The sequence below is a fragment of the Serratia sp. CY82433 genome (assembly GCF_052166535.1).
GTDB lineage: Bacteria > Pseudomonadota > Gammaproteobacteria > Enterobacterales > Enterobacteriaceae > Serratia > Serratia sarumanii.
In genome coordinates, this window is the sequence record NZ_JBJNOR010000001.1 from 920154 (window position 1) to 934740 (window position 14587).

Sequence of the window (14587 nt, forward strand, 5' to 3'; positions counted from 1 at the left end):
GATATGAACTCTCTGTTTGCCAGCACGGCGCGTGGATTGGAAGAACTGTTAAAAAGCGAGCTGGAAGCGCTTGGCGCTCACGACTGCAAAGTGGTGCAGGGTGGGGTACATTTTCAGGGTGACGATCGTCTTCTGTACCAAAGCCTGCTGTGGAGCCGCCTGGCTTCGCGCATTCTGTTGCCGCTGAACGAATTCCGCGTGCACAGCGATCTGGATCTGTACCTCGGGGTGCAGGCGATCGACTGGCCGAGCATTTTTGGCGTGGATAAAACCTTTGCCGTGCATTTCAGCGGCGTGAACGAAGAGATCCGCAACAGCCAGTATGGCGCGCTGAAGGTGAAAGACGCCATCGTCGACAGCTTCACCCGCAAACTCGACCAACGCCCAACGGTCGCCAAGCAGCAGCCGGATATTCGCGTTAACGTCTTCCTGCAGCGCGATATGGCCAGCGTGGCGCTTGATCTGAGCGGTGAAGGCCTGCATCAGCGCGGCTACCGCGATCTCACCGGCCAGGCGCCGCTGAAGGAAAACCTGGCGGCCGCCATTGTGCTGCGTTCAGGCTGGCAGCCGGGCACGCCGATGCTCGATCCGATGTGCGGCTCCGGCACGCTGTTGATCGAAGCGGCGATGATCGCCGCCGATCGCGCGCCTGGCCTGCATCGCCAGCACTGGGGCTTCAGCGCCTGGAATGGCCACAACGCCGAACTGTGGCGTGAAGTCACCGCCGAAGCGCAGGTGCGCGCGCGCCGCGGCCTGCAGGAAACCGCCTCTCGCTTCTTCGGTTCCGATATCGATCGCCGGGTGATTGAAATGGCGCGCGGCAACGCCCGCCGCGCCGGCGTTGCCGAGCTGATCACTTTCAACGTCGGCGACGTGGCGCGGTTGACCAACCCGCTGCCGGAAGGCCCGCACGGCACCGTGATCAGCAATCCGCCGTACGGTGAGCGTCTGGAAAGCGAACCGGCGCTGATCGCGCTGCACAACATGCTGGGCCGCGTGATGAAAAGCGCCTTCGGCGGTTGGCAGCTTTCGCTGTTCAGCGCCTCGCCGGAGCTGTTGAGCTGCCTGCAGCTGCGCGCCGAGCGCCAGTTCAAGGCGAAGAACGGCCCGCTGGAGTGCGTGCAGAAAAACTATCAGCTGGCGGCGAACCCGGCCGGCGCCACTACCGGCGGCGTGCAGGTGGCGGAAGATTTCGCCAACCGTCTGCGCAAAAACTTGAAGAAGCTCGACAAGTGGGCGAAACAGCAGGGCATTGAATGCTACCGCCTGTACGATGCCGATCTGCCAGAATACAACGTCGCGGTGGATCGTTACGGCAGCAAGGTGGTGGTGCAGGAGTATGCGCCGCCGAAAACCGTCGATGCGCAGAAAGCGCGTCAACGCCTGTTCGATGTGATCAACGCGACGCTGGCGGTGCTGGAATTGCCATCGAATCAGCTGATCCTGAAAACTCGCGAGCGGCAGAAGGGCAAGAATCAGTACGAGAAGCTGGCGCAGAAGGGCGAGTTCCTGCTGGTGGAAGAGTATAACGCCAAACTGTGGGTTAACCTGACCGACTATCTCGATACCGGCCTGTTCCTCGATCACCGTATTGCGCGCCGCATGTTGGGCGAGATGAGCGGCGGCAAGGACTTCCTCAACCTGTTTGCCTATACCGGCACCGCCAGCGTGCACGCCGGGCTGGGCGGCGCGCGCAGCACCACCACGGTGGACATGTCGCGCACCTACCTGGAATGGGCGGAGAAGAACCTGCGCGCCAACGGCCTGACCGGCCGTCAGCATCGGCTGATCCAGGCCGACTGCCTGTCGTGGCTGAGCAACGCCAACGAACAGTTCGACGTGATCTTCATCGATCCGCCGACGTTCTCCAACTCCAAGCGGATGGAGAACACTTTTGACGTGCAGCGCGATCATCTGGCGCTGATGAAAGATTTGAAACGGTTGCTGCGCCGCAACGGAACCATCATGTTCTCGAACAACAAGCGCGGTTTCCAAATGGATATGGCAGGGCTGAGTGCGCTGGGCCTGGAGGCGAAAGAGATCACCGCCAAGACGCTGTCGCAGGACTTTGCCCGTAACCGTCAGATCCACAACTGCTGGCTGGTGACTCACGCCGGCGAAGGAAAATAATTACTATGTCGTTAATCAGCATGTCCGGCGCCTGGCTCTCTTTCAGCGATGCGCCGCTTTTAGACAACACCGAAATTCATATCGAAGACAACGAGCGCGTGTGTCTGGTCGGGCGCAACGGCGCCGGCAAATCCACGCTGCTGAAGATCCTCGGCAAAGAGATCCCGCTGGACGACGGCCGGGTGATCTACGAGCAGGATCTGATCGTGGCGCGCCTGCAACAGGATCCGCCGCGCAATATCGGCGGCAGCGTGTTCGACTTCGTGGCCGAAGGCGTCGCGGAGCAGGCGGAACACCTGAAGGCGTACCATGCGATTTCCCATCTGGTGGAGAGCGACCCGAGCGAGAAAAATCTGGCGCGCATGGCGCAAATCATGGAGATCCTCGATCACCAGGGGCTGTGGCAGCTCGACAGCCGCATCAGCGAAGTGCTGTTGCAGCTGGGGCTGAACGGCGACGCCGAGCTTTCCTCGCTGTCGGGCGGCTGGCTGCGTAAAGCGGCGCTGGGCCGCGCGTTGGTGAGCTCGCCGCGCGTGCTGTTGCTCGACGAACCGACCAACCACCTGGATATCGAAACCATCGACTGGCTGGAAGGCTTCCTGAAAGAGTTCGACGGCAGCATCGTCTTCATCTCGCACGACCGTTCGTTTATCCGCAACATGGCGACGCGCATCGTCGATCTGGATCGCGGCAAGCTGGTTTCCTGGCCGGGCAATTACGATCTGTATCTGCAGAGCAAAGAAGAAGCGCTGCGGGTGGAAGAGCTGCAAAACGCCGAGTTCGATCGCAAGCTGGCGCAGGAAGAGGTCTGGATCCGTCAGGGCATCAAGGCGCGCCGTACCCGTAACGAGGGCCGCGTGCGTGCGCTGAAGGCGCTGCGCGTCGAGCGTTCGCAGCGCCGCGAAGTGATGGGCACCGCCAAGATGCAGGTGGAAGAGGCGACCCGCTCCGGCAAAATCGTGTTCGAGCTGGAAAACGTCAATTATCAGGTGGGCGAAAAAGTGCTGGTGCGCGATTTTTCCGCCCAGGTACAGCGCGGCGACAAGATTGCGTTGGTGGGGCCGAACGGCTGCGGCAAAACCACGCTGCTGAAACTGATGCTCGGTCAGCTGAAAGCCGACAGCGGCCGCGTGCACTGCGGCACCAAGCTGGAAGTGGCTTATTTCGACCAGCACCGCGCGGATCTCGATCCGGAGCGCACGGTGATGGACAACCTGGCGGAAGGCAAGCAGGAAGTGATGGTCAACGGCCGTCCTCGTCACGTCTTGGGCTACCTGCAGGACTTCCTGTTCCACCCGAAACGCGCGATGACGCCGGTGAAGGCGTTGTCGGGCGGTGAGCGTAACCGCCTGCTGTTGGCTAAGCTGTTTCTGAAACCGAGCAATCTGCTGATCCTCGATGAACCAACCAACGATCTCGACGTCGAAACGCTGGAGCTGCTGGAAGAGCTTATCGACGGCTATCAGGGCACCGTGCTGCTGGTCAGCCACGATCGTCAGTTCGTCGACAACTCGGTGACCGAGTGTTGGATCTTCGAAGGCAACGGCGTGATCAACGCCTTCGTCGGCGGTTACTACGATGCGCATCATCAGCGCGCCACGGCGAAACCGATTCGTCAGGCGGCGCCGAGCGCGAGCAAACCGGCTGCGGAGAAAAAGGCCGAACAGCCGAAGAAAGCGGCGGCCAAGCTGAGTTACAACCTGCTGCGCGAACTGGAACAGTTGCCGCAGCGGCTCGAACAGCTGGAGGCGGAGATCGAAGCGCTGCAGGCGCAGATGAGCGACGCCGACTTCTTCACGCGGCCGCACAGCGAAACGCAACAAGTGCTGACGGCGCTGGCTAACGCCGAGCAGGCGCTCGAGCAGGCCTTCGCCCGCTGGGAAGAGCTGGAAGCGATGAAAAACGGCTGACCGTTGCGATACCGCCCGCGCGCTGCTGCGGGCGGTATCGACGTGCCGGTGAGCAACGTTATTTAGGAGGAATATGGTGTGTTCCCACAACAATCATCAGCAGCATAGTCATTCCGCACCTTCGGCGGAGCACCAGGATAACCTGATGCTGTGCCCGCAGTGCGACATGCTGGTGGCGCTGCCGCCGCTGGCCTATGGCAGCAAAGCGGTCTGCCCGCGCTGCAAAACCACGCTCAGCGCCCGCTGGGACGAGCCGCGCAAGCGGCCGATCGGTTACGCCCTCAGCGCCCTGTTCATGCTGGTGCTGGCCAACATTTTCCCGTTTATCAACATGCGCGTCGCCGGCATCGGCAATGAAATCCGGCTGATTCAAATTCCGGAAGTCATGGTGGCGGAAGACTACGCCAGCATGGCCACGCTGTTTATGGTGTTCGTGCAGCTGATCCCGGCGTTTTGCATGGTGGCGATCATTCTGCTGTGTGCCAAAGTGCGTTTGCCGCTGGGGCTGAAAGAGTGGATGGCCCGGGTGCTGTTCCAGTTCAAGACCTGGTGCATGGTGGAAATTTTCCTCGCCGGGGTGCTGGTCAGCTTCGTCAAGCTGATGGCCTACGGCGATATCGGCATCGGCAGCAGCTTCGTGCCTTATTGCCTGTTCTGCCTGCTGCAGGTGCGCGCCTTCCAGTGCGTGGATCGGCGCTGGCTGTGGCAGGACATCGAACCGGCGCCGCGTCTCGATCGCCCGCTGACGGTGGGGCGCACCGGCATGCGGCAGGGCGTGCGCTCTTGCGCCTGCTGCACGGCGATCCTGCCGGCCAATCAGGTGCGCTGCCCGCGCTGCCACACCAACGGCTACGTGCGTCGCCGCCACAGCCTGCAGTGGACGCTGGCGCTGCTGGTGACCTCCGTCATGCTGTACATTCCGGCCAACCTGATGCCGATCATGGTGACCGAGGCGCTGGGCAACAAAATGAACTCCACCATCATGGCGGGGGTGATCCTGCTGTGGGGCGACGGCTCTTATCCGGTGGCGCTGGTGATTTTCATCGCCAGTATCATGGTGCCGTCGCTGAAAATGCTGGCGATCGGCTGGCTGTGCTGGGATGCCAACGGCAGGAAGAAACCGCGTGCCGACAGCGAGCGCATGCATCTGATTTATGAAGTGGTCGAATTCGTTGGCCGCTGGTCAATGATCGACGTGTTTGTGATCGCCGTATTGTCGGCGCTGGTGCGAATGGGGCAGTTGATGAGCATTTACCCCGCGACGGGCGCCGTGCTGTTCGCGCTGGTGGTGATCCTCACCATGTTCGCCGCCATGACATTTGATCCCCGGCTGACCTGGGATCGCGCAAGTGAAACAATCAACAAGGAGCCGCAAGGTGACGGAAAATAATCATAGCGTCGCGGACGTCGAGAAGATCAAGCGCTGGTCGCCGGTGTGGATCATTCCCATCGTGACCGCGCTGATCGGCGCCTGGATCCTGTTTTACCACTTCAGCCATCAGGGGCCGGTAGTGACGCTGGTCACCACGACGGCGGAAGGGCTGGAAGCGGGTAAAACCAAAATCAAAAGCCGCAGCGTGGACGTCGGCGTGGTGGAAACCGTCACGCTGAGCGAGGATCTGAGCAAGGTGATGGTGCAGGCGCGCCTTAATTCCGGCATGGAGAAATTGCTGCGCCAGGACTCCGCCTTCTGGGTGGTGAAGCCGCAGATCGGCCGTGAAGGCGTCTCCGGGCTGGGCACGCTGCTCTCCGGCGCCTATATCGAACTGCAGCCGGGCAACAAGGGCAAAGACGGCAAAGACAACTATCAGCTGCTCGACGCGCCGCCGCTGGCCTCTCCGGATGCCAAAGGGCTGCGCATCGTGCTGGACAGCGAAAGATCGGGCCAGCTCAACGCCGGCGATCCGGTGCTGTTCCGCGGCTACCGCGTCGGCTCGGTGGAAACCAGCTATTTCGATCCTAAAACGCGCGCCATGCGCTATCAGCTGTTCATTACCGCGCCTTACGATCAGCTGGTCACCACCAACGTGCGCTTCTGGAAAGACAGCGGCGTGGCGTTCGACATGTCGGCGCAGGGCATGCGGGTGGAGATGGGGTCGCTGACCACCCTGTTCAGCGGCGGCGTCAGTTTTGACGTGCCGGAGGGCTGGGATCGCGGCGAACAGGCGAAAGAGAAGGCGGAGTACCAGCTGTTCGACAACCAGCGCAGCACGCAGGATTCGCTGTATACCGTGCATAAGGACTACCTGCTGTTCTTCTCCGACTCGGTGCGCGGCCTGCAGCCGGGCGCCCCGGTCGAGTTCCGCGGCATTCGTTTGGGGACGGTGGCGCAGGTGCCGTTCTACAAAGAGGGCATGGCGCAGCGCCTGGACAACGATTACCGCATTCCGGTGTTGATCCGCATCGAGCCGGATCGCTTCCAGAAAGAGCTGGGCGGCAATTTCGATATCGAAGGGCATTTGAAAGACGCCGAGTCCCGCGGCATGCGTGCCTCGATGAAGTCCGCCAACCTGCTGACCGGTTCGCTGTACATCGATCTCGACTTCTATCCGCAGGAGAAACCGTGGAAAGGGCCGCGCGAGCTGTTCGGTTATCCGCTGATGCCGACCACCAGCGGCGGTCTGGCGCAGATCCAGCAGAAACTGATGCAGACGTTGGATAAGATTAATTCGATGCCGATCAATCCGATGATCAACGAAGCGACCAAGACGCTGGCGGAAAGTCAGAAAACCATGAAATCGACGCAGCAGACCATGAAGTCGCTGAACGACATCATCGCCAGCAAAGAGATGCAGGCGCTGCCGCAGGACATGCAGAAAACCCTGCTGGAGCTGAACCGCAGCATGAAAGGGTTCCAGCCTGGTTCGCCGGCTTACAACAAGATGGTGGGCGATATGCAGCGCCTCGACCAGGTGTTGCGTGAGCTGCAACCGGTGCTGCGCACCCTGAATGAGAAGAGCAACGCGCTGGTGTTTGAAGCCGCCGGCAGCACTGACCCTCAGCCGAAGAAGGCCACGAAATGATGAAATGGATCCCGGTAGCCCTGGCGCTGTTGCTCAGCGCCTGCAGCAGTTCGCCACAGAAGACCTACTATCAGTTGCCGGCGCTGGGTGCGCCGGCCGCGGCCAGCAGCAGCGGTGCCTCCACGCGCCAGCTGTGGCTGGAGCACGTGAGCGTGGCGGATTATCTGGCGCAGAGCGGCGTGGTGTATCAGACCAACGACGTGCAGTATGTGATAGCGCAGAACAATCTGTGGGCCAGCCCGCTCGACCAGCAGCTGCAGCAAACGCTGGTCACCAACCTGAGCAGCGCGCTGCCGGGCTGGGTGGTCTCTTCGCAGCCGATGAGCAGCGATCAGGATGTGCTCAACGTCACCGTCAGCGGCTTCCACGGCCGTTTTGACGGCAAGGCGATCGTTCGCGGCGAGTGGGTGCTGAACCGCCAGGGGCGCTTGATCAAACGGCCTTTCAGCCTGGAATTGAAACAGGGCGAGGACGGCTATGATGCCCTGGTGCGCACCCTGGCGCAGGGCTGGCAGCAGGAAGCTCAGGCTATCGCAGCACAGATGGGCGGCATTTAGTCATAATTTGGTCTAAAATCGTCTAATCCCTGTCAGCGTGAAAATTCGTTTTTTTTCGCTGGCAGGGATTTCTATTTAATTTCAAAAAGTTAAACCCTTCCCCGGCAGATCAGCCACTTAGCACTTTCCTCGGGCGTAGCTCACAAATATGACATTGGCGTGAATTTTGCGCATTGATCTTCTCTTCTTTTAGCGCTATTGATTACTCGTGGCTGCGCAAAAAGCAGCCATTGTTTTCTTTCCACCAGACCAAAATGAGGGAAACGAGGCATGAAGAGACAGAAACGCGATCGTCTGGAAAGGGCGCATTCGAGAGGGTATCAGGCAGGTATTTTAGGGCGTTCCAGGGAACATTGTCCCTACCAATCATCGGTGGACGCCCGGTCTCAATGGCTGGGAGGTTGGCGAGAAGCCATGGAAGACAGGGCTGTGACCGCTTAAGCGGCTCCCTGTCAAATAAAAGGAATAACCTCCGCCCTTGGCGGAGGTTTTTGTTTGTGCCGTTTATTCGTCCTGCCAGCGTTTAAGTAAAATACTCGCATTCACGCCGCCAAAGCCAAAGCCGTTTGATAAGGCGTAGGTCATGTCCATCGATTCCGCCCGTTTCGCGACCAGATGCAAACCTGCCGCCGCCGGATCGGGGTTATCCAGATTCAGCGTTGCAGGGGCTATCTGATCGCGCAGAGCCAAAGCGGTAAAGATGGTTTCCAACCCGCCGGCGGCGCCGAGCAGGTGCCCGGTCGCTGATTTCGTCGAGGTCACGGCGACAGTCCCGGTGGTGCCAAACAGGTGCTTGATGGCATTGATTTCGCCTAAATCGCCTACGGGTGTCGAAGTCGCGTGCGCGTTTAAATGCTGAACCTCTTCTGGGGCGACATTCGCCTGCTTCAACGCGATTTTCATCGCCCGATAGGCGCCGTTGCCGTCTTCAGCGCCGGAGGTCATGTGGTAGGCGTCGGCGCTGGTGCCATAGCCGACGATTTCCGCGAGCGGCGTAGCGCCGCGCGCCCGCGCATGCTCCAGCGTTTCAATCACCAGCATGCCGGCGCCTTCCCCCATGACAAAACCGTCCCGGGCGCTGTCGAAAGGCCGGGAGGCCTGTCGCGCCAACTCGGCCGGTGCGGTGGACATGGCGCGCGCGGCGGCGAATCCGCCCAGGCTTACGGTGTCGATAGCGGCTTCGGTACCGCCGCACAGGGCGATATCGACCTCATCATTGCGGATCATACGCACCGCGTCGCCAATGGCCTGCACGCCGGCCGCACAGGCGGTGACCGGTGCGCCAATCGGGCCTTTGAAGTGATGCTTGATGGAAACGTGACCGGCCGCCAGATTGACCAGGAAAGAGGGGATGGTGAATGGCGACAGGCGCTTGGCGCCGCGGCTGTCCGTAGTGCGCACCGCCTGGGCAATGGCCGGGAAGCCGCCAATGCCCGAGGCGATGACGGTGGCGGTTCGCTCTTGTTTTTCTTCCGTATCGGCTATCCAGCCGGCCTGACGAACGGCTTCATCCGCCGCCGCCATGGCAAACAGAATAAAGCGATCCATTTTCTTTTGGTCCTTGGGGGCGACGGACGCGTCTGGGTTGAATCCCGCCTCGGCATCTTGCGCCAGTTCGGGGACTTGCCCCCCGACCTTGACCGGCAAATCTGCAACGATCTCGTCAGGCAAAGCCCGAATGCCGGACTCTCCTTTTAATAAACGTTGCCAGATGGTCTCCACGCCGCACCCTAACGGTGAAACGGCGCCCATGCCGGTAATAACGATACGACGATTGCTCATGACTGCTCCTTGGTGAGTTCGGATAAATCGGCGAGGCGCCGCTGCCGCATTAGTTCGGCGCGTTGACGTATGCCGTCATTTGCCGCAGGCCCCGGTGCCAACGTAATAAACTGCGGCGGCACCTGCTGTTGGGTCTCGACGTTGATCAACTGGACCTGGATCGGCCGATCGGTGCGGCCGTCGACTAACAAGGCGCTAATGTCACCGTCGATCAAATGGCGATTGCCCCATTGTGAGAGAGCGGCCAGTACGGGAAGAAAATCGTTGCCGCGTTCGGTGAGCAGATATTGATAGCGAACCGGCCGCGTTTGATAACGTTGCTTATGCAGAATGCCGTGGGCCACTAAATCCTTCAGGCGTCGGGCCAGGAGAGTGGGTGAAATCCCCAGACTTTGTTGGAATTCGTCGAACTTGGACAATCCCTGAAAGGCATCACGCAGGATCAGGATGCTCCACCATTCTCCGACGCGATCTAACGAACGTGCGACGGGGCAAGGTGTATCGCTAAAGCGGGTTTTTTGCATATAGCCTCTTTGTGGATACATTTATTGTAGTTACATGATAGCTATACTAGGCGATTTTGAGGGGCAAGAAAATGACCGGATGGAAAAAACCGCTATCGCGTCGGTGCGGGCTGCGGGGAGAGGCCTCGCTCAACTGGCCTGCGTTCGGGTAGGAATAGGGTGGAGACAGGGGGAAAAACGTTTCGGCAGCGGGCAATTAAAGGAGGTGAGTAGTCTTTAAACGAGAAGTGAAAGAAATGCCATCACGCTGGGCGTGATGGCATGCGAAGAGGAAGACGATGGCCGCCTTCTCCTCAGCGTGATCAGAACGCTGTGGTGTCCTTGAACAGGCCCACTTTCAGATCGGTGGCGGTATAGATCACTTCGCCGTCAACCAGCACTTCGCCATCGGCGACGCCCATGATCAGCTTGCGGGTGATGACGCGTTTGAAGTTAATGCGGTAGGTCACTTTCTTCGCGGTTGGCAGCACCTGGCCGGTAAACTTGACTTCACCGACGCCCAGCGCGCGGCCTTTGCCTTCGCCACCCAGCCAACCGAGGTAGAAACCGACCAGCTGCCACATCGCATCCAGGCCCAGGCAGCCTGGCATGACCGGATCGCCGATAAAGTGGCAACCGAAGAACCATAGGTCCGGATTAATATCCAGCTCCGCTTCCACATAACCTTTGTTGTGAGTTCCGCCGTCTTCGGTCATCTTGACCACGCGGTCCATCATCAACATGTTACCTGCCGGCAACGGTGGGCCACCGGCGCCGAACAGCTCGCCACGGCCGGATGCTTCGAGGTCTTCTTTCGTATAGGAATCGCGTTTATCTACCATGTTCTCAGTAAGCCTTATTTTAATGAAGGACGCAGGTTAGCTAACACGTGTACGCTGAACAAGTCCGATCAGCCGTGGTTGAACCAGTTGAGCCAGCGCAGCGGCCACGGACGACGGCGTTCCTGCAGGCTCACCTGCGCAATCCGTTCCTGAATGGCCGCCAACAAGTTCGGCTGTTGTTCGTCAGAGTAGAGGCAACCTGTGAGCAAAGGCAAGGCTTCCGCCGCGCTCTCTACCGCCCACAGATGGAATTGCCCTTCGCGTACCGCGTCGACGACATCCTGGCGCAGGCACAGGTGGCGCACGTTGGTCGCGGGCAATACGACGCCCTGTTTACCCGTCAGGCCGCGGCGCAAACAAACCTCGAAGAAACCTTCGATCTTTTCGTTAACGCCACCTATCGGCTGTACGTTGCCGAATTGGTCGACGGAGCCGGTGACGGCGATCTGCTGGGTGATCGGTTGCTGTGACAGGGCGCTGATCAACGCGCACAGTTCAGCCAGCGAGGCGCTGTCGCCGTCTACTTCACCGTAAGATTGCTCAAAGACGATGGAAGCGGAGAAGGGTAACTGCTGATCCAGATCCAGTTCGGCAATCAAGAACGCCTGCATGATCATCATGCCTTTAGCGTGCAGGTTGCCGCCCAGTTCGGCTTTGCGCTCGACGTCGGTGAACTCGCCATCGCCGAGGTGCACAACGCAACTGATGCGCGACGGTTCGCCAAAACTGCGTGGATGGCCGGGATAATCCAGGACTGACAGGCCGTTGATTTGCCCGATCACTTCACCCTCGGTCTCAATCAGAATCTGGCCCAGCTCGATTTCATCCTGCATACGTTCGGCCAGATAGCTTTCACGCCATTCGCGGGCATTTAACGCCGCTTCGAACGCTTTGGCCGTAATGCGATCTTCTTCGGCATACAGTGCGGCTTCGGACAGCTGCTGGCCAAGCCAAACCGGCGAGAGTGGCAGGATGCCCTGGTCGCCACTGTAACGCACGGCCTGAACGATCAGCGGCGCCCAGGCGTCGCTCGCCAGCATCGGCAACTGCTGGTCGGCAATCACGCCGTTGACGTAGCCGCACCACTGCGCCATATCATCAACTTCAGTCAGCTGCAGATCGTCTTCGAATTCACCGTAGACCGCTTGTTCACTCAGTTCCGGCTCGATATCGTGAAAATCGGCCAGGCCGTGGCGATCGCCGACCACAATCAGCCGCAGCTCCAGCGGCATTGGCGGAATGGCTACCGGCAGCGGGCGGGTTTCGTCTGGCGAAACCCAATGGAACTGACGTTGGCCGATCATTTGCTTCAGCCGCAGCCATAGCAACGGCTGAGCCAACAGGGCGCGGGCCGACAGAATCAAAATGCCGCCGTTGGCCTGGTGCACCAGACCCGGCTGCAGGGTGATGTCGCCATTGTGGATCCGTACGCAGCCAAACAGTTGCTCCGGCTCAACCCACTCCTGGAACAGGCAAGCGCCGCCGGCGGCAAAAGGTTCATCGCCACGGCTGGCCGGCTCTACGCTGACTTTGCCATCCTGAATGACATAGTGGCTGCCGCGGCATGCCGTGTTTTTCGGCAGCAGTGGCGTGACGGCGTGAGCGATCAGTTCCAGATACTCTCGTGTTTCTTGCGCCTTCAACAGCATGAAACGCGGTGGCGATTGGGGGTGGCAAAATAGCGTCAGGGCATTTTCCAGCCGAGGCTGAATGGCGGAAAAGGGCACGGGTGCCAACTGAGCGGCGGTATCAAATATCGCCTGATAAGGCGTTACGTCCGGCAATAAAGATTGCCATTCAAGTCGGTTATTGGTCAAAGTGTTAGATGCAATCGTTAAAAAGGGAAAGGGCGATTATACAAGAATAACGGCGGCTTGATACATGCGGAGTGCCAGTTGGCATCAGGGAGTTTGACATCGCGCGGTGACTGTGCAAAAAACAGTCTAAAAGACGGCTTAATTGCCGGGGAAATTTGGCGCAAAGCTGTTATGCTTATTTGAAGTTACGCGGTCACTGAAGAGCTCAAGATGAAATATCAGCAACTGGAAAATCTGGAGAGCGGTTGGAAATGGAAGTACCTGGTGAAGAAACATCGGGAAGGGGAACTCATTACCCGCTACATTGAAAACAGCGCTGCTCAGGAGGCGGTTAACGAGCTGCTGAAGCTGGAAAATGAGCCGGTAAAGGTACTTGCATGGATTGTCGCTCACATGAATCCGGAACTGGATAACCGGATGAAACAAACGATCCGCGCCCGCCGTAAACGTCATTTTAACGCAGAACATCAGCATACGCGTAAAAAATCTATCGATCTGGAGTTTTTGGTTTGGCAACGATTGGCTGCCCTGGCGCGCCGACGTGGCGTTACGCTGTCGGAAACCGTCGTGCAGCTTATCGAAGACGCTGAACGCAAAGAAAAGTATGCGAACCAGATGTCGTCGTTGAAAGAAGACTTGAAGGCGATTCTTGGCAAAGATCCCAAGTAAGTGCGTGAGCGCGCCTGTGCTGCGCTTGGTTTCAACAATAGGACGAAAAAAAACCCCGCTATGCGGGGTTTTTATTAGGCGAGTAAACTTAGCCCTGAGGCTGAGTTACAACGTCTTTGATACCTTTAACTTCGATCTCTACGCGACGATCTGGTGCCAGGCAAGCGATCTGAGCTTTGGTAGCGCGGCCAGATTTGTAGCCACAGGTGTTGCCAGTAACTGCATCTGCTTCACCCATACCACGTGCAGAGATTTTGTCTGACGGGATGCCTTTGGAGACCAGGTAGTCAACAACGCTCTGTGCACGTTGTTCGGACAGTTTCTGGTTGTACTGGTCAGAACCAACGGCGTCGGTGTAACCCAGAACAACTACGGAACCGTCTTTAGGATCCATGGAGCTCAGCTGGCTGTACAGCTGATCCAGAGCCTGTTGGCCTTCTGCTTTCAGGGTAGACTTGTTGAAGTTGAACAGCACGTCAGACTTCAGAGTGAAACGCTTGGTTTCAACAACTGGAGCCGGAGCCGGAGCTGGTGCTGGAGCAACTACGTCATCCTGACCGAAGCGGTAAGAAACGCCCAGGCTCAGCATGGTGTTGTCTGGACGCGCGCCAACGGTACCTGCGTCACCGATGTTGCTTACGAACTGGTAATCCAGGCGAGTAGCCCAGTTTTTGGTCAGTGCGTATTCAACACCAACAGCAGCCAGCGGAGAAACGCCGGTGTCGTGGTCGCTCAGACGCTGACCAGTACGGCCGTAGTTAGCTTTGGAATCTGCACGCCATACCATACCACCCAGACGAGTGTAGATGTCCAGATCGTCAGCAATTGGGTAGCTCAGTTTAGCGGCCAGTTGAACGCCCTGCGCTTTGAAAGCACCGTTGTTCACGCTGCCTTTGTAAGGCATGCGGCCGAGCCAGTCATAGCCCAGTTCGAAGCCCAGGTATTGGTTTGCCTGGTAGCCCAGGAACGCGCCGGCACCCAGCTGATCTTTGTGGGTAGGACCGTTGCCGATACCGTTCTGGTAACCGTTGCCGTAGAAACCAGTGTCATGGTACTGGGACCAGCCCAGTTTAGCACCGGTGTACCAAGTGTTATCTTTTGGAGCGGCTTGCGCTACGGTAGCGAAACCTGCCAGTGCCACTGCTAATGCGATAGCTGTCTTTTTCATTTTGCGCCTCGTTATCATCCAAATAGGCAATGAGCTTTAAAGCTGTTTTAAGCCCTTGGTTAAATTCCTTCGCCAAGGTTTAAGCCCTCGTTTGTTACTCGCCAGTTTTTCTGACGTTATAGAGCAACCTTGGCGATGTAAAGTCTACAACGTGGCGCGAAAGTTACAAGTGTGATGTGATAAGGC

The 14587-nt window shown here is 58.7% G+C and carries 12 protein-coding genes; 7 read left to right on the top strand and 5 right to left on the bottom strand.

Annotated elements, in window-relative coordinates; all coding sequences use genetic code 11:
• Positions 1 to 3 precede the first annotated feature (3 nt).
• The 6 genes from rlmKL to rmf all read left to right on the top strand — a co-directional run bounded on the left by rlmKL (position 4) and on the right by rmf (position 8061).
• Positions 4 to 2130, top strand: coding sequence for a bifunctional 23S rRNA (guanine(2069)-N(7))-methyltransferase RlmK/23S rRNA (guanine(2445)-N(2))-methyltransferase RlmL (gene rlmKL / locus ACJ8PI_RS04460; RefSeq protein WP_089185444.1), 2127 nt, complete (start codon positions 4 to 6; stop codon positions 2128 to 2130).
• Positions 2131 to 2135: 5 nt separating this feature from the next.
• Positions 2136 to 4040 carry an ABC transporter ATP-binding protein gene (locus ACJ8PI_RS04465; protein WP_033637886.1) on the top strand — a complete coding sequence of 635 codons (1905 nt, stop codon included), beginning with the start codon at positions 2136 to 2138 and terminating at the stop codon, positions 4038 to 4040.
• A gap of 73 nt (positions 4041 to 4113) precedes the next feature.
• The gene (pqiA, locus tag ACJ8PI_RS04470; protein ID WP_071883795.1) at positions 4114 to 5430 is read left to right on the top strand and encodes a membrane integrity-associated transporter subunit PqiA; all 1317 of its coding nucleotides are present in this window, start codon (positions 4114 to 4116) and stop codon (positions 5428 to 5430) included.
• Positions 5417 to 7063 carry an intermembrane transport protein PqiB gene (pqiB, locus tag ACJ8PI_RS04475; protein ID WP_033646578.1) on the top strand — a complete coding sequence of 549 codons (1647 nt, stop codon included), beginning with the start codon at positions 5417 to 5419 and terminating at the stop codon, positions 7061 to 7063. The genes pqiA and pqiB overlap by 14 nt, the downstream gene beginning before the upstream one ends.
• A complete protein-coding gene (gene pqiC, locus ACJ8PI_RS04480) occupies positions 7060 to 7620 on the top strand; it encodes a membrane integrity-associated transporter subunit PqiC (RefSeq protein ID WP_039566678.1) in 561 nt (186 codons plus the stop codon). The genes pqiB and pqiC overlap by 4 nt, the downstream gene beginning before the upstream one ends.
• A gap of 270 nt (positions 7621 to 7890) precedes the next feature.
• The gene (rmf, locus tag ACJ8PI_RS04485) at positions 7891 to 8061 is read left to right on the top strand and encodes a ribosome modulation factor (protein ID WP_004928150.1); all 171 of its coding nucleotides are present in this window, start codon (positions 7891 to 7893) and stop codon (positions 8059 to 8061) included.
• A 63-nt stretch (positions 8062 to 8124) separates the two neighbouring features.
• Here the strand turns inward: rmf and fabF are convergent, their stop codons facing one another.
• The 4 genes from fabF to ACJ8PI_RS04505 form a co-directional block, all read right to left on the bottom strand.
• The gene (gene fabF / locus ACJ8PI_RS04490; RefSeq protein ID WP_164134106.1) at positions 8125 to 9402 is read right to left on the bottom strand and encodes a beta-ketoacyl-ACP synthase II; all 1278 of its coding nucleotides are present in this window, start codon (positions 9400 to 9402) and stop codon (positions 8125 to 8127) included.
• Positions 9399 to 9926 (bottom strand): winged helix-turn-helix transcriptional regulator, encoded by a 528-nt coding sequence (locus tag ACJ8PI_RS04495; RefSeq protein ID WP_033637890.1) that lies wholly within the window; start codon positions 9924 to 9926, stop codon positions 9399 to 9401. Before ACJ8PI_RS04495 ends, fabF begins: the two co-directional genes overlap by 4 nt.
• 302 nt (positions 9927 to 10228) lie before the next feature.
• Positions 10229 to 10747, bottom strand: coding sequence for a bifunctional 3-hydroxydecanoyl-ACP dehydratase/trans-2-decenoyl-ACP isomerase (fabA, locus tag ACJ8PI_RS04500; protein ID WP_004928144.1), 519 nt, complete (start codon positions 10745 to 10747; stop codon positions 10229 to 10231).
• A 68-nt stretch (positions 10748 to 10815) separates the two neighbouring features.
• Complete coding sequence (locus tag ACJ8PI_RS04505) at positions 10816 to 12564, bottom strand: AAA family ATPase (RefSeq protein ID WP_033646573.1); 1749 nt, start codon at positions 12562 to 12564, stop codon at positions 10816 to 10818.
• Between the two features lie 210 nt (positions 12565 to 12774).
• Between ACJ8PI_RS04505 and matP the strand changes: the two genes are divergently transcribed.
• A complete protein-coding gene (matP, locus tag ACJ8PI_RS04510) occupies positions 12775 to 13233 on the top strand; it encodes a macrodomain Ter protein MatP (protein ID WP_164134107.1) in 459 nt (152 codons plus the stop codon).
• Positions 13234 to 13321: 88 nt separating this feature from the next.
• On the opposite strand, the gene ompA is transcribed toward matP, so the two are convergent.
• The gene (gene ompA / locus ACJ8PI_RS04515) at positions 13322 to 14401 is read right to left on the bottom strand and encodes a porin OmpA (RefSeq protein ID WP_047571655.1); all 1080 of its coding nucleotides are present in this window, start codon (positions 14399 to 14401) and stop codon (positions 13322 to 13324) included.
• Positions 14402 to 14587: the final 186 nt, after the last annotated feature.